Origin of the sequence: Sphingomonas sp. GC_Shp_3, from assembly GCF_026540945.1 — a bacterium.
In the GTDB taxonomy this organism is placed as follows: Bacteria; Pseudomonadota; Alphaproteobacteria; order Sphingomonadales; family Sphingomonadaceae; genus Sphingomonas.
On record NZ_JALNUT010000010.1, the window covers coordinates 37,285 to 56,883 of the forward strand.

At 62.5% G+C, this 19,599-nt stretch carries 24 protein-coding genes; 15 read left to right on the top strand and 9 right to left on the bottom strand.

Annotated features, from left to right (window positions below):
• Positions 1–189 precede the first annotated feature (189 nt).
• Both OXR00_RS16135 and OXR00_RS16140 read left to right on the top strand, forming a co-directional pair.
• On the top strand, positions 190–789 hold the full coding sequence (locus tag OXR00_RS16135) for a DUF6088 family protein (protein WP_267389361.1): 600 nt from the start codon (positions 190–192) through the stop codon (positions 787–789).
• A complete protein-coding gene (locus OXR00_RS16140; RefSeq protein WP_267389303.1) occupies positions 782–1,846 on the top strand; it encodes a nucleotidyl transferase AbiEii/AbiGii toxin family protein in 1,065 nt (354 codons plus the stop codon). Before OXR00_RS16135 ends, OXR00_RS16140 begins: the two co-directional genes overlap by 8 nt.
• Positions 1,847–1,862: 16 nt before the next feature.
• Here the strand turns inward: OXR00_RS16140 and OXR00_RS16145 are convergent, their stop codons facing one another.
• From OXR00_RS16145 to OXR00_RS16185, 9 genes are all read right to left on the bottom strand, one after another.
• Positions 1,863–2,540 (bottom strand): hypothetical protein, encoded by a 678-nt coding sequence (locus tag OXR00_RS16145; protein WP_183937175.1) that lies wholly within the window; start codon positions 2,538–2,540, stop codon positions 1,863–1,865.
• 197 nt (positions 2,541–2,737) lie between these two features.
• Positions 2,738–3,457: a hypothetical protein gene (locus tag OXR00_RS16150; RefSeq protein ID WP_267389304.1), complete on the bottom strand. Its 720-nt coding sequence runs from the start codon at positions 3,455–3,457 to the stop codon at positions 2,738–2,740.
• 9 nt (positions 3,458–3,466) lie between these two features.
• A complete protein-coding gene (locus tag OXR00_RS16155; RefSeq protein ID WP_183937173.1) occupies positions 3,467–3,754 on the bottom strand; it encodes a hypothetical protein in 288 nt (95 codons plus the stop codon).
• Between the two features lie 150 nt (positions 3,755–3,904).
• Positions 3,905–4,702 (bottom strand): hypothetical protein, encoded by a 798-nt coding sequence (locus tag OXR00_RS16160; RefSeq protein WP_267389305.1) that lies wholly within the window; start codon positions 4,700–4,702, stop codon positions 3,905–3,907.
• Between the two features lie 40 nt (positions 4,703–4,742).
• Positions 4,743–6,005 carry a Shedu immune nuclease family protein gene (locus OXR00_RS16165; protein ID WP_267389306.1) on the bottom strand — a complete coding sequence of 421 codons (1,263 nt, stop codon included), beginning with the start codon at positions 6,003–6,005 and terminating at the stop codon, positions 4,743–4,745.
• Positions 6,006–6,109: 104 nt separating this feature from the next.
• Positions 6,110–7,033 (bottom strand): toprim domain-containing protein, encoded by a 924-nt coding sequence (locus OXR00_RS16170; protein WP_346732009.1) that lies wholly within the window; start codon positions 7,031–7,033, stop codon positions 6,110–6,112.
• A gap of 245 nt (positions 7,034–7,278) precedes the next feature.
• A complete protein-coding gene (locus tag OXR00_RS16175) occupies positions 7,279–7,722 on the bottom strand; it encodes a hypothetical protein (protein ID WP_267389308.1) in 444 nt (147 codons plus the stop codon).
• Between the two features lie 213 nt (positions 7,723–7,935).
• Entirely contained in the window at positions 7,936–8,259 is a 324-nt protein-coding gene (locus OXR00_RS16180) for a single-stranded DNA-binding protein (protein WP_267389309.1), read from the bottom strand.
• Between the two features lie 51 nt (positions 8,260–8,310).
• A complete protein-coding gene (locus OXR00_RS16185) occupies positions 8,311–9,087 on the bottom strand; it encodes a hypothetical protein (protein ID WP_267389310.1) in 777 nt (258 codons plus the stop codon).
• Positions 9,088–9,417: 330 nt separating this feature from the next.
• On the opposite strand from OXR00_RS16185, the gene OXR00_RS16190 reads away from it, so the two are divergent.
• The 13 genes from OXR00_RS16190 (at position 9,418) to OXR00_RS16250 (ending at position 19,599) form a co-directional block, all read left to right on the top strand.
• Positions 9,418–10,074, top strand: coding sequence for a muramidase (locus OXR00_RS16190; protein ID WP_267389311.1), 657 nt, complete (start codon positions 9,418–9,420; stop codon positions 10,072–10,074).
• Positions 10,071–10,424: a hypothetical protein gene (locus tag OXR00_RS16195; protein WP_242153035.1), complete on the top strand. Its 354-nt coding sequence runs from the start codon at positions 10,071–10,073 to the stop codon at positions 10,422–10,424. Before OXR00_RS16190 ends, OXR00_RS16195 begins: the two co-directional genes overlap by 4 nt.
• The gene (locus OXR00_RS16200; protein WP_242153038.1) at positions 10,421–11,020 is read left to right on the top strand and encodes a lytic transglycosylase domain-containing protein; all 600 of its coding nucleotides are present in this window, start codon (positions 10,421–10,423) and stop codon (positions 11,018–11,020) included. Before OXR00_RS16195 ends, OXR00_RS16200 begins: the two co-directional genes overlap by 4 nt.
• Positions 11,017–12,345, top strand: coding sequence for an LPD7 domain-containing protein (locus OXR00_RS16205; RefSeq protein WP_267389312.1), 1,329 nt, complete (start codon positions 11,017–11,019; stop codon positions 12,343–12,345). The genes OXR00_RS16200 and OXR00_RS16205 overlap by 4 nt, the downstream gene beginning before the upstream one ends.
• A 22-nt stretch (positions 12,346–12,367) precedes the next feature.
• Entirely contained in the window at positions 12,368–12,691 is a 324-nt protein-coding gene (locus tag OXR00_RS16210; RefSeq protein WP_121905604.1) for a TrbC/VirB2 family protein, read from the top strand.
• Complete coding sequence (locus OXR00_RS16215) at positions 12,684–13,025, top strand: VirB3 family type IV secretion system protein (protein ID WP_121905603.1); 342 nt, start codon at positions 12,684–12,686, stop codon at positions 13,023–13,025. The genes OXR00_RS16210 and OXR00_RS16215 overlap by 8 nt, the downstream gene beginning before the upstream one ends.
• On the top strand, positions 13,018–15,384 hold the full coding sequence (locus OXR00_RS16220) for a VirB4 family type IV secretion/conjugal transfer ATPase (protein ID WP_267389313.1): 2,367 nt from the start codon (positions 13,018–13,020) through the stop codon (positions 15,382–15,384). The genes OXR00_RS16215 and OXR00_RS16220 overlap by 8 nt, the downstream gene beginning before the upstream one ends.
• A gap of 1 nt (position 15,385) precedes the next feature.
• Positions 15,386–16,111, top strand: coding sequence for a type IV secretion system protein (locus OXR00_RS16225; RefSeq protein ID WP_267389314.1), 726 nt, complete (start codon positions 15,386–15,388; stop codon positions 16,109–16,111).
• A 2-nt stretch (positions 16,112–16,113) separates the two neighbouring features.
• Entirely contained in the window at positions 16,114–16,386 is a 273-nt protein-coding gene (locus OXR00_RS16230; protein ID WP_267389315.1) for a hypothetical protein, read from the top strand.
• A gap of 67 nt (positions 16,387–16,453) precedes the next feature.
• A complete protein-coding gene (locus tag OXR00_RS16235) occupies positions 16,454–17,494 on the top strand; it encodes a type IV secretion system protein (protein WP_267389316.1) in 1,041 nt (346 codons plus the stop codon).
• A gap of 69 nt (positions 17,495–17,563) precedes the next feature.
• The gene (locus OXR00_RS16240; RefSeq protein WP_267389317.1) at positions 17,564–17,899 is read left to right on the top strand and encodes a hypothetical protein; all 336 of its coding nucleotides are present in this window, start codon (positions 17,564–17,566) and stop codon (positions 17,897–17,899) included.
• A gap of 13 nt (positions 17,900–17,912) precedes the next feature.
• Positions 17,913–18,590 (top strand): type IV secretion system protein, encoded by a 678-nt coding sequence (locus tag OXR00_RS16245; RefSeq protein ID WP_121905599.1) that lies wholly within the window; start codon positions 17,913–17,915, stop codon positions 18,588–18,590.
• 1 nt (position 18,591) lies between these two features.
• Positions 18,592–19,599 (top strand): TrbG/VirB9 family P-type conjugative transfer protein, encoded by a 1,008-nt coding sequence (locus tag OXR00_RS16250; protein ID WP_267389318.1) that lies wholly within the window; start codon positions 18,592–18,594, stop codon positions 19,597–19,599.

The following is a 19,599-nucleotide window of genomic DNA, read 5'->3' on the forward strand; positions in this document are numbered from 1 at the left end:
AGGCTTTTGGCGTCCCGTTTTGGTCGGGCGACGGACGTGTTCGCCCCCGGTTCGCAAGGGCACGACGATGCGGCTTGGACGAACTAAACCCAGCAAACTGCGGCTGCTCACATCGGATCAGACAGAGGGTGGCTTGTTAGAAATATGCGGGCTATTATCTAACAGGAAAGGAGCAGTCCCGTGACCGCAATGGCCGACAGAATCATGAAACGCATTCGCGGCAAGGGTCGCGGTTGGGTGTTCACGCCCAAGCATTTCATCGACTTCGGCTCGCGTGGCGCGGTCGATGTCGCGATTTCCCGTCTGGCACAATCTGGATCGATTCGCCGGCTCGGCCGGGGACTGTACGATTATCCTCGCCACCATGACACACTAGGCATCCTCAGTCCGGACACTGCGACCATAGCCGATGCGATAGCGACCCAAAGCGGTGACAAGCTGGCGCCCACCGGTGCCGCGGCTGCCAATAGCCTGGGGCTATCGACCCAGGTACCGTCGCGAACGAGCTATGCGACCAGCGGCCGTACACGCGTGGCCAAGGCCGCAGGCCGCACGGTGACGCTCCGACACAGTCGCGCACCGGTTCTCGATTCCGGCTCCGATACCGCCAACGCGGTGCTCCAGACGCTTGCGCAGCTTGGCAAAGCCCATGTCGATGCGGACGTTATTCGGCGGCTCGCGACACAGGTCGACACTCGAGCATTGAAACAGTTGCTCCAGGCACGACCTTCGATGCCGGGATGGATGGGTGATGTGATCCTCAAGATCGATACCGCGCACCATGGATGAATTTGCGCGCCGCAGCGCCAGCGACCGTCGCGTCTTTATTGAGGAAGCCGCAGCGCAGCGCGACCTGACGCCGATCGTCATCGAGAAGGATTTCTGGGTTTGCTGGACGCTGAGACGCCTCGGCACAGCGCCTGATCTGGAAGGCCATGTCACCTTCAAAGGCGGCACGTCGCTTTCGAAGGCTTACGGCATCATCCAGCGTTTCTCCGAGGATATCGACCTGACCATCCGCCGCACAGCGCCACTGCTCGATCAGGTTGCCTCACCGATGGAGGCCGGCATCGGCTCCAACGAACGCCAGCGCCGGACCAAGGCGCTGAAAGCTGCAGCGCAAGCCTATGTCGCCACGATCGCGATGCCGGCGCTCGCGGCGGCGGTCGAGGCTCAGCTTGGCCGTGAGGGATGGAGCATCGCCCTCGATCCGGAGGACCGGGACGGCCAGACGATCCTGTTCAACTATCCACGCACCGGCGGATATGCAGCGAGCGACTATTCTGCGCGTGACTATGCTGCCGATGACGAGACCGGCTACATCAAGCCGCGGATCAAGCTCGAATTCGGCGCACGAGGCGATCCCGACCCGTTCGAGAATCGCGAAATTCGCCCTTACCTCGCCGAGCAGTTTCCGGATGCCCTCCCGGACTCCTCGACGTCGGTCGAGACGCTCAGCGTCGAGCGTACGTTTTGGGAGAAGGCGACCATCCTTCACGCACTCCATCACAACGGCAAGATGCGCGATGGCTTGTCACGTCATTATTACGACATGCTGATGCTCGACCGGGCAGGCATCACCGCCCCAGCCCTCGCCGACCCGGAACTGCTGGAGCAGGTCGTACGCAACAAGAGCGTGATGTTCGCCGATGCGTCGGCGTCCTACGCAACGGCTATCCTCGGCACGTTGCGCCTGACACCCTCCGATTGGATCCGGCAGGCGCTCGCCAGCGATTATGCGGCCATGGCAGACATGTTCATGGTCGAGCCCCCTTCCCTCACCGAACTGCTGGAAGGGTTGGCCGGCCTCGAGGCGCGCATCAACGAGGTCGGCTCGGCATCCTGAAGGCTGTCGCCCACATCTAGTGCAGGCGTTCGCCTCTCGGCCCACGCGGCTCGCGCAGCGGCAGATAGAGCAGGCGGAAATATTCCTCGGCAAGCGCACGCGCCGTATCGGGCAGGAGCTTCTTCACAGTCCCTGTAAACGAACCCCCGAGAAAGAGTGGCTTGCCCGGTGCGCCCCTGGCTAGCGCCTGGAACTTGTCGAACATGAGCCGACCCAGCGTGCGGCCATTGTCGGTGCCGTAAAGATAATCCTCTTGATCCGGGCTCACCGTGATGCAATCCCACTCGAGCTCAGCATAGGCGCGGGCGATCCGAACCATCACCATCGGACGGTTGAGCCTCTGACAGTAGTAATAATGGCTGTCGTTGCCGATCCGATCGCCCCGCCTGAACTCGGCATAAGGCAGGTCCGGCAGTGACCGTCCGGAAACGACGGCGCTGAACGGATTGCTCGGGGCCGTTTCATATCCAAATTCTCGTAAGCGGCGTTCAAAGTCCGCCGGGCTGGCGAGCGTGATGGCGGGCGGCAATTCGGCATTGGCGTCGATTGCCGCCTTGAGGGCGGCGTGTGTACGAAACTGAAGGCCGCTGGCGATTGCCTCGGTCAGATGCGAGGACCGAACCCCCGGCATTTGGCTGCGAAGCGCGGTCTTGGCCGCAGCGACATTGGCGTCAGATAAAATGATCAGGTGCATGGCTAACCGTCCTCATTCGAGTAGACCGTCTGACGCCGATTACGAGACGGCCCGAATGGGTCGGCTGCAAAGCTACCTCTTGCTCCCTTTGACCCGGCGACAGGTCTGGTGGGAGGGACCGAACCTTAATCTATCACCCTGCCGGGCGATGACAAGGTGGCACGCGCGATCGTCCGGCCACTAGGCCCCCTTCAAATTCAAACAGAAGCTGGTCCAGTCGTGCCTCGCCAAAACTGCGTGCTATAGTTGTTCAGGTGTCGCGAGTAGGAGTCGGTGGTCGCTTGAAATGTTTCCGGGATCAGCGTTCGATCCTGTCCTGACTTCAAATATTCCCGAACCGATTGTAGAGCCGACGATCTAAGGTGTTCCCAAACGCGATAAAGCTTCTCCTGCAACTCATCGTCCTGCTTTGCGCGAGTGGGTTTTCGTGCCGGAGCCGACGAGGTGTAGTCAGGGCGCAGGTCAACTTCATGCAGGAACGTAATGCTACCATGCGTCCAGTCGCCTTCCGCAGTGGCACGCCAGCGGTAGTTGATCCGAACGCTCAGGTTGGGAGTGAAGCGCGTGGGCGTCCAGATCACGTCGTCGATCCAAAGGAGCTGCTGCTCACGCTCCTCTTCCTCCAGTCGGCTCTTCATGTCGCGCACCGCGGACACGAGCTCCATGCCCGCGCGCCGGACATCGTGTGCCGTCTCCGCGCGCTTCTTTGCCGCCTTGGCTTTATTGTGGACGATGATCGCCTGGTCCAGCCGGTAGAGCCGCTGGGACACAAACGGGCCGCAGCTGGCGAGGCGCAACGAGTGCAGGTCTCCGGATCTCGATTGCCACACAGTTTCGTCTACGAGCCGCTCAAGCTCTCGAAGCTCGATGCTCTTCAACGCCTCGGCATCGCCGCGTGAAATATACAGATTGCCCATATGATCGCCTCAGAACCAATCCATGCCGAGCGCTCTTGCATGGTCATTAGGCCGGGCCCGCAGCAGGCTGTGTTCAAGAGCGTCGATTGCCTGCAGCGCGAATGTCCGCGCGTCGTCCAGCGCCCGCGCGTCTGCCATGGCACCGATCTGCCGCCGCGCCGCATCGAAGGTCTCGCTAATCGTTGCATCCCGAGCAACGAACGCCTGCGCATTCGTCAGCATTGCGTTCGCGTTGCCGGTCAGAAGACCGGCATCGAATGCGTGTGCCCGTCCGATCATCGAGCGCGCTGCGGCCAAGGGTTCGCGCAATGTCTCTGGGAGCGGCATCGAAATTCCAACCCTGGTTTTCTGTGAAAAAAACAGGATCGCCGCCGAGGCGCAAGTCCTGAATGGTGCGGCGATCTACTTTGATCAAGCCGTCGCGACACCGTCTGGCCAAGGCTTGCGTTAGGTGCCCTTCCCTATCTTCGCATTCTGCAGGAGCAGGATCGAATGCATGTCGCTCAGACTGTCCGCCATCGCCTTGGACCCGGACATGACGCGCGTCGCTTCGTGCAGGAAATCTGCTTCCAGGCGTGAAGTCGCAGCCACAAGACCTCCAAGGTCCATCGCCCTGACCGATGAGACATCCGACTTGCTAAGCACGCTGCCAAGCAGTTGGCCGATACCATTGTCCTTGCGCCAGTCTACAAAATCACGGCGTTCGAACGACTGGGTCAATAGATAGCCGTAGCGCAAGTGAACGGCACGAAAGATGTGGAAGATCAACCAGAGGCGATCTCCCGAGAAGAGACGATGCCGGTCCATTTCATTGCCATTGAGCTCCGTGAACAAGGGATTAGCAAACATATCGCACTCAAAGGCGCGGACATATTCAAGCAGATTCGGGTGGTCCGTTCCGCGGAAGGCGAGGCCCGCCTCTTCAGCCGTGAAGGTGCTATCGAAGCCGACGGAAGTGCCGAATCTATCGCGGATCAGGAGCATATGCGCCCATAATCCCGTGACCGACGCTACGATGTGCGGGTGCATGCCCGCATTCGTCGCTGTGATGACGTCGACCGAGTTTTTGAGCGTCGAGTAAGCGCCCTGCAGGTCAGCCTTGAGCCGTTCAAGCTTTGCGTCGCTTCGACGATCGACTTCTTTAGTAATGAATTTAGTCAGAACGCCGGGAAATAGCTTCAGCACGAGCCAGGATGCGACGACCGGCCACCCGACTGCAAGCACGCTCAGAATAATACTTTTCATACGAGCAGCATAGCCATGACCCAGGCCACCCCTCAAGCGGCTAGCTGCTGGCCACAGGTTCCTCCCGCCGCTCAGTCAACGACGCAATGATGTTGTTCAACCGTCGCAGCAGATCGTCGTAGGTGAGGATATCCATCATGTTCGCGTATTTGCGCTTTATGACTTCGAGGTCGAACATCTGCTGGCTGGTCAAAGCGGGGCTTCCGTCCGGTCCTCGGTCGCGCCCCATGATGATCATTGCCTTGGGGTTGGTGACGCGGAGCGTCATCGAGCCTGGCAGGACGGTGCGGTAGCGCTCAGTCAACTCACGCTCACCCGGGGCACCCCATTTCGACAGGTGAAAGAGGTACTTTTCTGCCTGCATAATGCTGCCTGAAAGCTCGCGCGTGGGGATGCTGTTGCCCCGGTAGAGTGACCGACCGACCAATGCGTTGTCGAACGGCTTTTTAATCTCGATCACGTCGATAGTGCCAGCCGCGTCGACCAAACACAGGTCGATGTAACGGTCACGCCGCTCGCCGGGTTTGCTGTAGAAATCGGCTATCTTGACGTTCTCGAGAACCGCCACGTATTTCGGAAGCACTAGCAGGATGATTTTAATGATCATCCTTTGCCAGTCGTGCTCCGAATAGTCTGTCGCGGTTTGGAGCCACGTCGTGATCAGGTCGCGCAAATAGACGTACTTGTCTATCTCCGCTTGGATGAGTTCGGCTTGCGGAAGGGCGCGATCGCTGATCACCGAGCGCCTCCTGCTGAGGTAGGCCTCGTAGGTTTCGCGGGCGCTGCGCATACTGTCGAAGAACTCGCCAAGGATCAGCTCGACGCGTGCGCTCGCATAATGGTCAAGTTCCGTGGTGTTGGGAAACGTGCGGAGAAGCTCATAGAAGCTTGCTGACGGAATCGCATCGTCGCGGGCTCCGCCAATGACGATAGGCCCGTTGTCGGCTTTCACTTTCGCAATCCGGCGAAAGATTCCGACGTTGCGCTCGGCGACGAACAGCTTCCGCTCGAGCCACACACTTTCGTCGATCAGCACATCGTTCTCGATCTCGAACACGCGCCCGGGAATTTGGAAATATCCATCGCGGTGCGCGGCGAAGCGAAAGCGAAACGGCGGCGCGGGCTCAGGATCATCGTCGGTTCCCAAGGGCCCATCAAGCAAGTCATCAGCCGTAAAGGTGAAGCCGCGGCTGACCGTGACCTCGCCTGAGGTCTGAAGCTGATCGCGGACCCATCTCGGGGTGGTAAAATCAGGTGTGTAGATCAACACGACCGCGCGAGCGTTGACCTCAAAGCTAACCATCACTCAGTTCCTTAAGGTGTGCGCCCGTTGTTGCGTTGACGATCGTTTGCCATCGTCCACCCGATTGAGAAAGAAATTCGAGCCGCCGTTCGCGCAGAATGGCCCTAGCGCTTCTGATCGTCGGCGGCTGGTGGCAAGATCGGAGCACTGGATGAGCTGGCGCTCTCCCGTAGGTGCGCGCGCCACGCATCGTTCCAGTCGTCGTGGTACTCGGGCACGCGGCTGACCACTTCGCGACCGTTCGCGCCGAGGTGTTCGCGCGCCTTTTCCAATAGGCGATCGGCGGCTCTACCCCGGTCGCCGTAGACGATCACGCGGCGAACCTTCTCCGGGATCGCCACAAAGGCGAGCCGTTCCACGCCACCCAAGGCCCAAGTCGGCGTGCCGAACCATTCCATTGCCGATCGCGCATCTTCGATCCCCTCGGCGAGGCCGAGCTCCTCGGTTGCGGGAGCAAGCCGGATGGCAGCGGTGCCGAGCAGCCCCAGCGCGACCTTCGGTTTGGGAATGGGTTTGTGCAGCACATCGGCCGGATCGAGGAACGTCCGCTGGACGGCGACCAGACCGAGGTCGTTTTCGACCGCCGCGATCATCGCGGGCATGATTCGTTTGTCGACACCGGAGCCGAGGATCGTGGCCGGGTTGAAGCGCAGAGCCTTGGGAAACGGGGCGCTCAGACCACGGGCGACGAGATAGTCCTCGGCGAGCGTGCCAGCGATCGGCAGGCTGGCATTCCAGAGGCGCAACGCCAAAGCGCCCATATCGCGCTTGGGCTTCCCTGTCGGGATCGCCACGGCGGTACGGTCATGCAGTTTCCGGCGTTGCAGCGCCTTCAATACCTCCAGCGTCGTGCAGCCGGCGAAGCAGTGAAAGAGAATCGCGGTATCGCCGAGCCGCACAGAAAGGCTGGGCGAGCCGTCGTCATGCGCCGGGCAGCGACATTCACCGCGGGTGCCGCGCCAGACGCCCCCGAGCTGTTCGACGATATTCCTGGCCCGGATCTCGGCATCGAGCGGTAATCTCGCCATCGGGAACGTCCTGTGGGTCTGATAAATTTCGGTCACTCTGGCCTCCGCAAAACGCAACCGAGACCAACGGCATCCTCCCCTCTGTGACGGAGGAGAGACGGACGGCGGCTATCCGCTTCGGGTTCGTGGAGGCATGGTCGGCCAAGGTGCGCGGTGCAGTGCCGGCAACGCCGCAGCGCCGATTGATAAATGCTCGAAAGCACGAAGACGCAGCACAGCGCGCGTGCTCGACATTCCTATCCCGCTTAGCTGTAGCGTCCGGAGAAAAGATCGCCGAGCGCACGCCTGCGGAAGGCGTTCCACCAGCGCCGCCGGCGATGCTCTGGCCCGTCGTGGATCATGTGGCAGCGCTGGCATAAGGCAGCGAGGTTGCGCCAGCGCGGTCCGCTGAAGGTCGGATCGTGATTGAGGTGCGCGGTCGCCAGATAGACGGGCTTGCGCGTCATGCGGATCGCCTCGAGCGGTACGAACTCGGGCGCATGGCGGAGCTGGCGACCGCGACCGTCGCGCCAGACGTTGATCTCGGCGTCCCACCAGACCCCGTTTGCGCCGATAAGCTGCGCGACATGACGGCCATGCGGTCGCTGGCAATGTTCGCACCTGCCGCCGGCGCGCGTGAATCGCACGATATTGCTGATCTCCGGCCAGTCGATCGGATAGAGCCAGCGATGTTCGGGACGGATCGGCATTCAGCGATTCTGAGTCATCCAGCACCAGAACGAAAGGAGAAACTGCGCTACCCGAGAAAGTGGCTCGCCCGTGTCGACTGAGCAGCGCTGGATCAACTTTCTTCCCCTGGCAACGACCCAAGCGAGGATCGTCACCCGACCGGGCCGAGACCTTCGGGCTCGGGCGGAGCGAAGCGGAGCTAGAGCCGTGCCGCAGGCCGCTCCCGCGTCTCATCAGCCGGGCTCGGCTTCGGACTTGGTCAGGACCGAGAACGAGTCGACGATCAGCTCGGTACGGTAGGAAACCTCGTTGCCTTTGCCGTGGTTGCTCTCGCGGACCCGGCCGGTGACATGCACCAGATCACCCTTCCCGGCTGCTTCGACTTGGGGTCCGACATTGGAGAAGCACACGACGCTGTTCCACAGCGTGTCGGTCTTCCAGTCGTCGCCGTCGCGGCGGTTATAATTGGCGGCGACGCTCACATAGGTGACCTTCTCGCGCGCCGTGATTTTGCCGATGCGACCGATGATCCGGAACTCGGCAATATTCTGTGGCATGATTTCCTCCTTCGTTGATGTTGGGGTCGGATCCGGCGGGCCTGTGCGAGCCTAGTCGCGCTCCTCTTGGCGGTGCGCAAAGTGGTAGCGCGCCAAATTCTCTTGCGTCGCGTATGTGTCGTAGGCCTTCGTCCAGTCGCGCCGGGTGGCCTGCTGCGCCGTCCGAAGTGGCACGCGGCGCTCGCAAACCAATCGCCATAAGACATAGGCCAAGGCATTCTTGTCGGCCGCGTTCGCCTGGCCGCGCCGGGGCTGGAGCCATAGATCACGCAGGTCGAGCGGCGCACCGCCAAGCGAGATCGGGATCAGATGGTCGAGTTCGTAATCGGCGAAGGACTCGCCTGGATGCTGCGCGTCCATCAATCGCCGTTTGACGGGCGCGGTAACCGCGAAGGCGGGGCGGACCGATCGTGCATAGCCGGGTCGGCAGATCGTCGTGCCGATGTTCGCCTGAGTGATAGAGGGATCGACGGCCCCTGGCGTATCGCGGGGCGGCAGGATGCCGGTTCGGTCCACCCGCAAGAAGGGATTGCGGAGCGCCGTCGATAGGCCGGCAACGGCATCGCAGAAGTCATGGGTCGCGGCGACGCTGCAGGCCGAAACCTCACCGCGCCTCCCAGCCCGCTTGTCGTCGAACGGCCGATACCAGAAGCCGATGGCGATCAGGAGCGCCAACCCGCCCGATATAGCTTGCAGCTTCAAGAGCGAATGGCCCGTATATCCACCGTCGTCCCAGTCAACTCGAAACCTCTCGACAACTGAATCAGCTAGGTTCCGGCCTAGCTGACAATTGCCTAAAGTCGTTTGAAACACGTCTCCTATGGCCATGGTGCAATACCGTACCTCTAGTCGCAATAGATTACGCCGTATCACTCCATAATCGCGAATGGATCGCTCCAGATGTGCTGTTGTTTGCCTTATGCTTCAGGTTTAGCCTTCTGATGTCGATGTCCTCTAGTCGCTGACATCAGCTTGGGTTCAATTCAGCAATGGTGCATTGGTGTGCTTCCGGCGAGTATCGTAGCGAAGGCAATTCAACTCTGTGCCGCCGGGCTAGCCGGGGCCGGAACGCCATCTCCCGCGTCGCTCGCAATCTCCGTTCGTTCGGGTGCGGTCCTCGCTCGGCAGCCGGGCAACGCAGCGGACGCAGAGGCGACGGTGCGTGATCTGATCGCGTCGGGCGCGGACTTCGAGGCGGGGCCGCTGGCGATCCGCGGCCGAGATTTTGCGACTTACGGTATCACGCTGGCAACGGTTTTTGATGCCTGCGCGCTCTCGCATATCGACGACGACCGGTCTTCTATCGGCTCCGTGGGCGCGCTCTCGGCGTCGAACGTCGCAGCCCTCGTTCGTCGCGCCTTTGGCTCGCGGATCACCGATACGATCCGCCCAATGAACGCCAGCTACGGCGCGCGGTATAGCTGGCACAAGTTCGGCCAGGCAGTCGATTTCGTTCCCGCAGGCGGCGTCCACGCGATCGACCGCGAGCAGATCCGGGCCCTCATGACACAGAGCGGTATCCGGATCATCGAACTGCTCGGGCCGGGGGATCGCGGTCACGCGAACCACTGGCATGTCGCGTTCGCACGACCCGGGCAGGTCATCGACCGGACCCGACCGATCGAAGCCGACGAGGACTGGATCATCACCGTCGCACAGGGCGACGCGCCGTCCCCCCCGACGCCCGCCGGAGTTGAGGCGGCCCCCGCACCGACCGCGCGGGCCTCGGCCCTCGCCCTTGCTGCCAATGCACCGGCGCAGTGGGACGTGTTCGCAACCGAAGAGTGGCGCGCAGCTCATGGAGGTGGCTCATGATCCGATACCTGATGACCAAGCTGGGCGGCACTACTGGCGCCATCTCGCTTTGCGTGGCCGGCGTCGTGGCGGTCGCGGCCCCACAACCCGCCTACGCGTCGGACTGGGGGTGTCAGGTGGTCCTCTGCCTCGCGACACCCGGCTCGCCGACGAAATATGTCGAGTGCGTCCCGCCGATCACGAAACTCTGGAACGCCCTCGCTATCGGCAGCTCGTTCCCGACCTGCACCGGGGTCGGCGTCAAAATGAAAAAGGCCAAGCACGGCTACGACCTGACCGTGACGCAGGCCGATGGCGGAACGTCGCGGTACGCGCTCGACACCCGCTACCAGACGGTGACGCAGCAATGATCCACGCCATCGCCGCGATCACGATGCTTGCGCAGCAATGCGCGCCTGAGATCGCGACCGAGGCGGTTGTTCCCCTCGTCGTGACCGAAAGCGGCGGCGACGATCTGGCGATCAATATTAACAAGGGGCCGCGTGTCCGCGCCGCGTCGATCGCCGACGGTGCCGCGCTGGTGCGCCGGTACATGGCGGCCGGCTATACGGTTGATGTCGGGCTGGCGCAGGTGAACTCCGCCAATTTAGCGCGGTTGGGCGTTACCGTCGAACAGGCCTTCGACCCCTGTACGAACCTGCGGCTCGCATCCTCGATCCTTCGGGCGGGATATGGCCTCGCGATCCAGCATTATACGGGGCTGGACGCGATCTCCGCGACCTATTCGCTCTACAACACCGGCACGCTGACGCGCGGTTTCCACAATGGTTATGTCGGTCGCGTCTGGTCGGCCGCGAGCGGCATGGGGACGATCCAGACACCCCCGCCCATCCCAGGCTCGGCGTCGGCGCCGACCGCCACGCCCGCCTCGGCAAAGCAAGGGATCGCCGAAGCTAGCTGGGTGGTGGGGCAGATCGATTCCAGCGCGGTTCAGGTCTTCAAATGAGCGCGGATAACAGCGTTGCACGGGGCGGCCTCGACGCGGAGACGCAAGCCGGACAGGCGGCTTTCCAGATTCCGCCTGAGCTGGCGACACGGTATCAGGTACGGATCATCGAGCCGTCCGACGGCAGCGAGCGCCGCGTCGGCATGTTCCTGCCGACAGATCGTGAGAACCCGTCGATCGAGATTGCCGGCGATCGCATCATTGCTCGAAACGAGGATCCCGAGACCGTCTCGGCCCTGGTCACGATCGCCAAGCACAATGGCTGGGCAGGAATCGACGTCGAAGGTTCGCCTGAGTTTCGTCAGGCCGTGTGGACGGCAGCGTCGCGCGAAGGCCTGACCGTGCGCGGCTATGAGCCGAGCTTCGACGAACAGGCGCGAATGGAAGAGCTGCGTCGCGCCGATGCTGCACGACGCGACCGTGAGGTGGCGGAGAAGCCGGCGCCGACTGTCGAACCCGTCGCTCCGACGGCGGCTGTCGGGGCGACGGAGGCGACAGTAGTCGCGCCGTCGGCCGACGCGGAGAGGAACGGCGCGCCTCAGCCGTTGCCAAGCGGAAGCAGCACCGAATTGTCCGACGCAGACAAGCGCCTCCTGTTGACGGTGAGCGTCCACACGCAGGATCGCAAGGCGCTCTACGCGGCCGTCAGCGAGGACATGGACCCCTTGCGGAGGGAGGTTCAGGCCGAACGTATCGATCTGAACAGGGATGCGCTGAACGGGGCGCTGGAGCGGGCCTTGGAAAGCCCGACGCTGGTCAGCGCCTTCTCAAGGTCCGGTTATGAACCCGACGGTCTGCGCCAGATGGCTCGCGACGGCGCGTGGGACGGCGAGGTCGCCGATGCGATCTACATCGTCCGCTCTGGGCTCAACCGGCACGAAGTCGCCCGCGAAGCCGGTGCGAACGTGCCGCTCGGCGGCGCGCTCGCCGCCACGCCCGAAGACCGCCTAGCCGGCGAAGCGACGGCTGCGCCCGAGCGACAGACCGAACAGGAACCCCATATCGTTCGGGAGGAGCGCCTTCATCAGGCCGCGCCTGAGCGACGTCACGAAAATGACGAACTGGCCGAACTGTTCCTTCATGGCGGGGCGGAGAGTATCGCCGCCGAGCCGCGCCTCGCGGGCGCGCTGCAGGCGCAGGCGGCGATGGATCAGCACCTTGGTGCGGCGTTCGATGGCGACGCGGAACGGATGACGTCCGCGAGCTTGGAGAGCCGCCACATGATCTCGGACGTGCTGCGGCGCGGCCTGGATGTTTCGGTCCGCGAGCCGACGCCTGTGCGGCAGGTCGAGCCGATCCGCCCCACCCACGATCTCGAGAGGTAAACCCCAAGCCATGGAGACCCGTATGAAGTTCACTCAAGGCATGGGCCGGATGTTGTCCGACGCCCGCGCGCGGCAGGTCATCGGCTTTGTCGGTGCGCTCGCCCTCATTTCGATCGCCCAGCCGGCCTTTGCCGATGGAACCGCGATCGAAGGTGGTCTCAACACTATCAAGGCATGGATGACTACCGTTGCGTCCGTGGTCGGCGTCATCGCCGTCATGGCGGTCGGCTATGCCAAGCTGACCGGTCGGATGGACTGGGGAAAAGCGGTCACGGTGCTGATTGGCATCGGTATCATTTTTTCGGCCACGACGATCGTCGGCTGGATGAGCAGCTCGGGTGGCTGACGCGGATAGGCTCGCCGAGGATAAGGTGTTCCTCGCCCTGACCAGACCATCGGTGTTCATGGGATTGCCGCTCGAGGCGATCCTGCCGATCATCATGGTCTGCATGGTGATCTGGGGGGTTTTCCATAATCCGTTTTACCCCCTGGCCTTGTTCGGAGCGCTCTACTTCCCGGCACGCATGATCTGTCACTACGACTTCAACGCGTTCCGGCTGTGGGGCCTGTGGTTCCAGACCGGCTTCCTATCCAAGAACCGCAAGTTCTGGGGCGGCGGGAGCTACTCACCCGTCCGCCTCGCCAAAGGCGTGAAGCGGAAGCATTTCGGCAATGACTGATACCAGGCTGAGGCATAAGAAGATCGCGGTTCGCGAGACGGATGACATCAAGTTCATTCCTTACACGCGGCACGTCGACGACACGCTGGTTGCCCTCGAAGACGGCTCGCTCATGCGCATGTACCGCGTCGATGGGCGGCCGTTCGAGACCAGCGACATCGGCGACCTCAACACCTGGCATAACAAGCTCAACATCGCGTGGCGCTCGATCGGTGACGATCGCGTCGCGCTGTGGACCCATCTCGTGCGGACAGCGACCGACCCTGTTCTCGGTGGCGACTTCCACTCCGACTTCGCGCGAACCTTGCAGGAGAAATACGCCGACACGCTGAAGGAGAAAGTCCTCTACCACAACGAGTTCTACGTCACGATCATCGTCCGGCCGTCGAGCATGGCCGGCGAGCAAGTGACGCGGCTTTTCTCCAGGCGAAAAGCCAACGCCGAGATTGACCATCGCGCGCTCACTATCATGGCGGACAAGTGCCGCGACTTCGAAACGCTGCTCGCCGATGTCGCGCCAGAGCCGCTCTCGCTGTATGAGCACAACGGCGTCCTTTTTTCACGACCGATGGAGGTGCTGCACTTCATCCTGACCGGCGACCGCATCCGCGTGCCGCTGCTCGACGGCAGGCTGGGCCAAGCCCTGTATGCCTCACGCGTGGTGTTCGGTCGCGAGGCGGCCGAGATCCGGCTGCCGCACACGTCGCATTATCTCGGCATGTTCGGTGTGCGCGAGTATGTCGCCAGCACGCGGACCGGTCAGTTCAACAGCCTGCTCACGCTCGACTTCCCGTTCGTGCTGACCCAGAGTTTCGCGCCGTTGGTGAAGTCGGTCGCGAGCGAGCGGTTCACGAAAAAATACAAGCAAATGGTCTCCTCGGACGATGCCGGCGTCAGCCAGGCGGAGGAACTGCTCGACGGCGTCGACGATCTCATGGCGAACCGCTTCGCCATGGGCGAGCATCACCTCTCGATCGCGGTCATCGACGAGAACCCGAAGCGGCTGCTGGAACGCTTGTCGATAGCCCGATCGGCAGCGGCCGATACGGGCATGGTGATGGCGCGCGAGGACGTCGCGCTGGAAGCCGCCTTCTGGGCGCAGCTTCCCGGCAATTTCAGGATGCGCGCGCGCCCCGCGGTCATCAACACACGCAATTTTGCAGGCCTGAGCCCGTTCTACACCTTCCCGGCCGGCCGCAAGTCGGGGAACCACTGGGGCGAGGCGGTAACGCTGCTCAAGACGCGCGCGGGCTCGTCCTTCTGGTTCAATTTTCACCGTGCCGACATCGGCCACACGCTCATCATCGGGCCAACCGGTGGCGGCAAGACGGTGCTGCAGAACTTCCTGCAAGCGCAGCTCGAAAAGACCGGCGCGAAACAGGTGTTTTTCGACAAGGACCGCGGTGCCGAGATCTTCGTGCGCGCTTGTGGCGGCACCTATTTGGCGCTGCGCGACGGCGAGCCCACCGGCTTCGCGCCGTTGAAGGGCCTCACCCCGTCTCCGCACGACATCGCGTTTCTGCGGCAGTTTATCCGTGTTCTGGTACGCCGGGAAAACCGCCCTCTCAGCGTCGCCGAAGAGCGACTGATCGACGAGGGTATCGAGGCGGTGATGCGGCTGCCGGCGCCGTCGCGCTCGTTCAGCGCGTTGCGCGAAATGCTGGGCTACGCCGATGCGGAGGGCATTGGTGCGCGGCTGGAGCGCTGGTGTCTGGGCGGCCCGCTCGGCTGGGCTTTCGATGGTCCGCAGGACGAGGTGTCGATGTCGGCGCGGTTCATCGGCTTCGACATGACGGACTTCCTGGAGAACCCGGAGATCCGCACTCCCACGATGTTGTACCTCTTCCACCGCGTCGACGAGCTGCTGGACGGGCAGCGTGTCGTGGTCGACGTAGACGAGTTCTGGAAGGCGCTTCAGGACGAAGCCTTTCGGGCGTTCGCGCAGGACGGTCTCAAGACCTTCCGTAAGCGCAACGCCTTCATGGTATTTGGCACGCAGTCCCCGGCCGATGCGCTGCGCTCGCCGATCGCGCACTCGATCATCGAGCAGACCGCGACCAAGATCTTGCTTCCAAACTCGGACGCCAAGCGATCGGATTATTGCGACGGGCTCGGCCTGACGGACGCGGAGTACCGGCTGATCCGTGAGGATCTGACGCCGGAGAGCCGGACCTTTCTGGTCAAGCAAGGGCATACCTCGATCGTTGCAAAGCTCGATCTCGGCGGGATGCCCAATGAGCTGAAAGTGCTTTCTGGCCGCGAGGAAACCCTCGTCGCCATGGAGGAGGCCATTGCCCTGGCGGGCAACGATCCTGCGGCGTGGCTGCCGCATTTCTATGCCAACCAAAGGAGAAGCTGACATGTCGCTCAAGCGCATCATCATGGTTGCAGCCGCGCCGGTCGCGATCGTCGCGTTTACGTCGCCGGCCGCTGCACAGGGCATCCCTGTGTTCGACACCTCGACCTATGTGCAAGCGCTCGCCCAGGTCCAGAACACGATCAAAATGATCCAGCAGGGCGAGCAGCAGATCCAGACAGCGACGACAACGCTCAGCTCGCTTCAGAAGCTGACCAACGTCAACGCGCTCGCCCCGCAATTGCTCAACGCGCAGGTGCGCAACATCCTGCCCAACACGACGATCGACGCCTCGACGTTGCTCGGTGGCGACCTGTCGAAGATCGGATCGCTCGGTTCGCTCGCATCGAGCATCCAGTCTCGTTACGCGCTGCCGGCAACGTCGTCCTCCGACGCAGACCTAGCCTACACCCAGGCGCTCAAGGATGCGACCAGCTCATCGGCCGCCACGGCCGCGCTGGGCGAGAATACGCTCAGCATCGCCCAGACCCGGATGCAGGGCCTCGACCAGCTCCGCGAGCAACTGTCGAGCGCCAAGGATCCCAAGGACGTGATGGACCTGCAAGCCCGTATCTCGGTCGAGCAGGCGCAGCTTCAGAACGATATGCTCAAGATGCAGGCGATCCAGATGGCGCAGGCGGGTCAGGCGAACATGCAGATCAGCGCGGCGCAAGTGGCGGCTGGTCGCGACGAAGCAGCATTCTTCAGTGCCAACACGATCAGGAAGTGATCATGCGCAAGATACTATCCGTCTGCTCTTTGCTCGTTGTCTGCGGATGCCAGCAGAACGTCGTGGTGCCTACCGCCAAGGAGCTGATCGCCAGTCCGCAACTTCTCACGGAGTGGCAGGCGAAGTGCGATGCCGGGGAGTACAGCCATCTCCCTGCGGATCAGAAGGCGAAGATGTGCGCGACGACCGGAGACGCGACCATCTCGGTCGCCCAGACCAAGGCGGGTAACGAAGAGGCCGACTTCTTCAAACAGAACACGATCCGCAAGAAGTAGATCTACCCGCTGCCTTGTTCGCCGAAGATCGGAACCTCACGTAATGGCTGCCGGCCCACCCAACATAATGACGCTGTTCACGACGATGTATTCGTATGTGGAGACCGCCATAGCGACCTCGGTTGCGAGCTTCGGGGCGGGGCTCGTCGATTTCGTTGCAGCGCCTTTGGCCCTGGCGGCGATCATCTACTTCCTGCTGCTCGGCTTTGCCGTGCTACGAGGGGCTATCCAGGCTCCACTTCGCGAGCTGGTATTCCAGGCTGGTAAGGTCGGGTTCGCCCTCGCCGCTGCCAGCGCGGTTGGCTATTCGGCGTTCGTGGTGAACGTGGTCACCAACTTGCCAAGCGAGATCATCGCGGCTGGATCGGGCACGCCCGTCACCAACCCGGGCACCACCTTCGATACCTATGTCGCCGATACCGGCAAGCTCTCGGAAAAGTTGGTCAACGCGAACCTGAAAGTTCAATCGCAAGAGCAGAAGGGCATCACAGACTTTCGCACACCCGTGATCCAGCTCAGCGCCACCCTGATCACCTATCTGTGTGTCGCCGTCCTCTACATCTTCGCGTTTATGTCGGCGTCGATCGGCTTTTGCATCGTCATTTTTGCCAAGCTGTCCGTTGCGATCTGCGTCGCGCTCGCGCCGCTCGCGCTGGCGTGTCTGCTTTTCAACTCCTCCCGCTGGCTGTTCGACGGGTGGCTGAAGCAGACCGTCAATTTCATCCTGCTGATGGTCGTCATGGCAATCATGACCAAGTTCATCACCGGCCTCCAGGAAGCCGCCATGGACGGCATCATGGGATCGATCCCCGAAGACGGCTCGTCCTTCGTCATGGCGCAGAACGGCTACATCGTTCTGAAAGCTGCCGTGATGCTCGTCGCGACGATCGCCTGCGCGGCGATCTACATCGTCGGCACGATCTTCTTCTTTCAATCGCCGGCCATCGCTGCGGGTATCTCGGGGGGTGCGTCATCTGGCGGCCATGGCTTCCTGCAGACCGGGGCGAACATGTTGACCAACCGGCTCATGTTCCGGCGCGCGACGCAGGCGAACCGTCCCCCCGCAGGAGGAAGCGGCACGGGCGGCTCGGCATCTCGGTCCAATTAGGCCGGCTGCCAGTCCAGAACCATGAAACACGGAACACCGCAGGCGCGGGACCTTACGAACGGAGACGGTATGAAAAGGCTGACCATCGTGGCGATCGGCACGCTTGTGCTTGGCGGCTGCACCGGGACCCATATCAAGCCCGTCTCGGTGTGCGACGGCAAACACCGGCGTCCCGCCAACCTCTACGGGTCGATCCTGCCAAGCTTGCCGGTGCCACTGCCGGCGTCACAGCAGGGCGCAGGGCAGTCGATGGTGGTTCCTCCATCACGCGAGCCCGCACCGCCCCCTACGCCCGGTGCCGGAGGTCCGCCTGCCGCCCCAATCGGACCTGGGGCCATGAATATCCCGCGATCGGCGCCACGCACGTCCGCGCAGGACGTCGCGCCGACCTACTCCTCCTGCTGAAGGGATCGACGCCATGGGCGCGGTGAAGGCCGAAGATAAAGAGAAATACTACGAGACATCGAGGACGTGGGAATATGACCGTATGCGTGCGGCGATCCAGTCCAAGCGGCTCGCCTGGGGCGTTGCGGCGGCTGCGTGCACGCTCGCTGTGGCGTCAGTTGCGGCAGTCGCGATGCTCAGCCCGCTGAAGACCGTCGAGCCCTATGTCATCAGGGTCGACAAGAGCTCGGGCGAGACGCAGGTCGTGACCGCGCTCAAGGGGCCGCAGCCGCGCACCTATGAGGATGCGGTCAACCGCTACTTCATCTCGCAATATGTGCGGTTGCGCGAAGGCTGGCTCAACGATGCCGCGCGCGAGAACGCCTATACGGTCATGCTTACCAGCGATTCCGCCGAGAGCGCTCGTTACCTCAACAGCGTTCAGGCCAACAACAAGAACGCTCCGTCCAACATCTATGGCGACAAGGGCTTCGTCTCGATCTCGATAAGAACGATCAGTTTCCTCAGTCCTACCGTGGCGCAGGTCCGCTTCACGAAGATCATCACCTTCGGGCAGAACACGCCGATCGCGCAGAATTGGAACGCGATCATGACCTTCAGATACACGACGGCGCCGGAGCATGAGAAGGATCGGAATATCAATCCGCTCGGCTTCCAGGTCGTGAATTATCGTTCTGACCCGGAGGCGTGACATGAGCGATCAGCCAAATACGTCGGACAATGGCGACCGTGTTGCCGTCCCCTTCATGCCCGCGCTCCGCAAAGAGCTGGGTCTGCGCCTGTCACCGCCGACGACGGCGTTGGTGCTGACGGAGGATGGCGCCAGGAACAGCTTCTGGCGCGGGGTCGGGGCGGTGTGGCTCCGCCTCGTCGCGTTCTCGGTTCTGGGTGCCGCGGCAGTCACGCTCGCGCCACAGCCTGCGTTCGCGTCGGAGACCCCCGTCCCTGGGGCCAAGGACGCTCGCGTTCGCAACGTCAACTACGATCCAGATCAGGTGGTGACGATCGTCGGCAGTTTCCGGCACGCGATCGAGATCCAGTTCGGGCCCGGCGAAACGGTCACGCAGGCCGCCTTGGGCGATACCGTCTCCTGGCAGATCGCGCCCGTTGGAAACATCGTCTTTCTCAAACCCCGCGAGAGGGCTGGAGGAACCAACCTGATCGTCGTCACCAACGCGGGCGGCGTGTCGCGCACCTATCATTTCAACCTCGCACTAGGGACGGGCGCCACGATGTACGGCGTACGATTCCGCTATCCGCGCGAGGAACGGGCGATGGCGGCGTTGCAGGTGCAGCTTGCCCAGGTCCAGGCCGCCAAGGCGATCGAGACGACCATCACCATCGCCGCGCTCGACCATGCCGTGATCGAGGGCACCCGGAATATGAGTTATACCGTGCAGGGCGACGTCGCGCTGCAACCCACCGAGGTCTCCGACAACGGCGAGTTCACCGTGCTGCGCTATCCGGGCCACGCCGACATTCCCTCGATCTTCGCGGTCGACGTCGACGGGACCGAGACGATCGTCCCCTACGATGTTCGCGAGGATTTCGTCGTGATCCATGCGGTCTACCGTCAGTTGCGCCTCCGGCGCGGGGCGACGGTGCTGTGCATCTACAACGAGGCGCCGCTGCGCAACGATCGCGGCGATCGAACGGGCACCGTCTCCAATGTCGTCGAACGCAAAGTGAAGGGGCAGTAA

Bases quoted from the DNA above. Each gene is read 5' to 3' on its own strand.
- OXR00_RS16225 (WP_267389314.1), top strand. From the start codon at position 15,386: ATGTCGCTCAAGCGCATCATCATGGTTGCAGCCGCGCCGGTCGCGATC.
- OXR00_RS16150 (WP_267389304.1), bottom strand. From the start codon at position 3,457: ATGGGCAATCTGTATATTTCACGCGGCGATGCCGAGGCGTTGAAGAGC.
- OXR00_RS16205 (WP_267389312.1), top strand. From the start codon at position 11,017: ATGAGCGCGGATAACAGCGTTGCACGGGGCGGCCTCGACGCGGAGACG.
- OXR00_RS16165 (WP_267389306.1), bottom strand. From the start codon at position 6,005: ATGGTTAGCTTTGAGGTCAACGCTCGCGCGGTCGTGTTGATCTACACA.
- OXR00_RS16250 (WP_267389318.1), top strand. From the start codon at position 18,592: ATGAGCGATCAGCCAAATACGTCGGACAATGGCGACCGTGTTGCCGTC.
- OXR00_RS16200 (WP_242153038.1), top strand. From the start codon at position 10,421: ATGATCCACGCCATCGCCGCGATCACGATGCTTGCGCAGCAATGCGCG.
- OXR00_RS16220 (WP_267389313.1), top strand. From the start codon at position 13,018: ATGACTGATACCAGGCTGAGGCATAAGAAGATCGCGGTTCGCGAGACG.
- OXR00_RS16135 (WP_267389361.1), top strand. From the start codon at position 190: ATGGCCGACAGAATCATGAAACGCATTCGCGGCAAGGGTCGCGGTTGG.
- OXR00_RS16210 (WP_121905604.1), top strand. From the start codon at position 12,368: ATGAAGTTCACTCAAGGCATGGGCCGGATGTTGTCCGACGCCCGCGCG.
- OXR00_RS16175 (WP_267389308.1), bottom strand. From the start codon at position 7,722: ATGCCGATCCGTCCCGAACATCGCTGGCTCTATCCGATCGACTGGCCG.
- OXR00_RS16180 (WP_267389309.1), bottom strand. From the start codon at position 8,259: ATGCCACAGAATATTGCCGAGTTCCGGATCATCGGTCGCATCGGCAAA.
- OXR00_RS16145 (WP_183937175.1), bottom strand. From the start codon at position 2,540: ATGCACCTGATCATTTTATCTGACGCCAATGTCGCTGCGGCCAAGACC.
- OXR00_RS16140 (WP_267389303.1), top strand. From the start codon at position 782: ATGGATGAATTTGCGCGCCGCAGCGCCAGCGACCGTCGCGTCTTTATT.
- OXR00_RS16160 (WP_267389305.1), bottom strand. From the start codon at position 4,702: ATGAAAAGTATTATTCTGAGCGTGCTTGCAGTCGGGTGGCCGGTCGTC.
- OXR00_RS16240 (WP_267389317.1), top strand. From the start codon at position 17,564: ATGAAAAGGCTGACCATCGTGGCGATCGGCACGCTTGTGCTTGGCGGC.
- OXR00_RS16195 (WP_242153035.1), top strand. From the start codon at position 10,071: ATGATCCGATACCTGATGACCAAGCTGGGCGGCACTACTGGCGCCATC.
- OXR00_RS16170 (WP_346732009.1), bottom strand. From the start codon at position 7,033: ATGGCGAGATTACCGCTCGATGCCGAGATCCGGGCCAGGAATATCGTC.
- OXR00_RS16235 (WP_267389316.1), top strand. From the start codon at position 16,454: ATGACGCTGTTCACGACGATGTATTCGTATGTGGAGACCGCCATAGCG.
- OXR00_RS16230 (WP_267389315.1), top strand. From the start codon at position 16,114: ATGCGCAAGATACTATCCGTCTGCTCTTTGCTCGTTGTCTGCGGATGC.
- OXR00_RS16245 (WP_121905599.1), top strand. From the start codon at position 17,913: ATGGGCGCGGTGAAGGCCGAAGATAAAGAGAAATACTACGAGACATCG.
- OXR00_RS16185 (WP_267389310.1), bottom strand. From the start codon at position 9,087: ATGGCCATAGGAGACGTGTTTCAAACGACTTTAGGCAATTGTCAGCTA.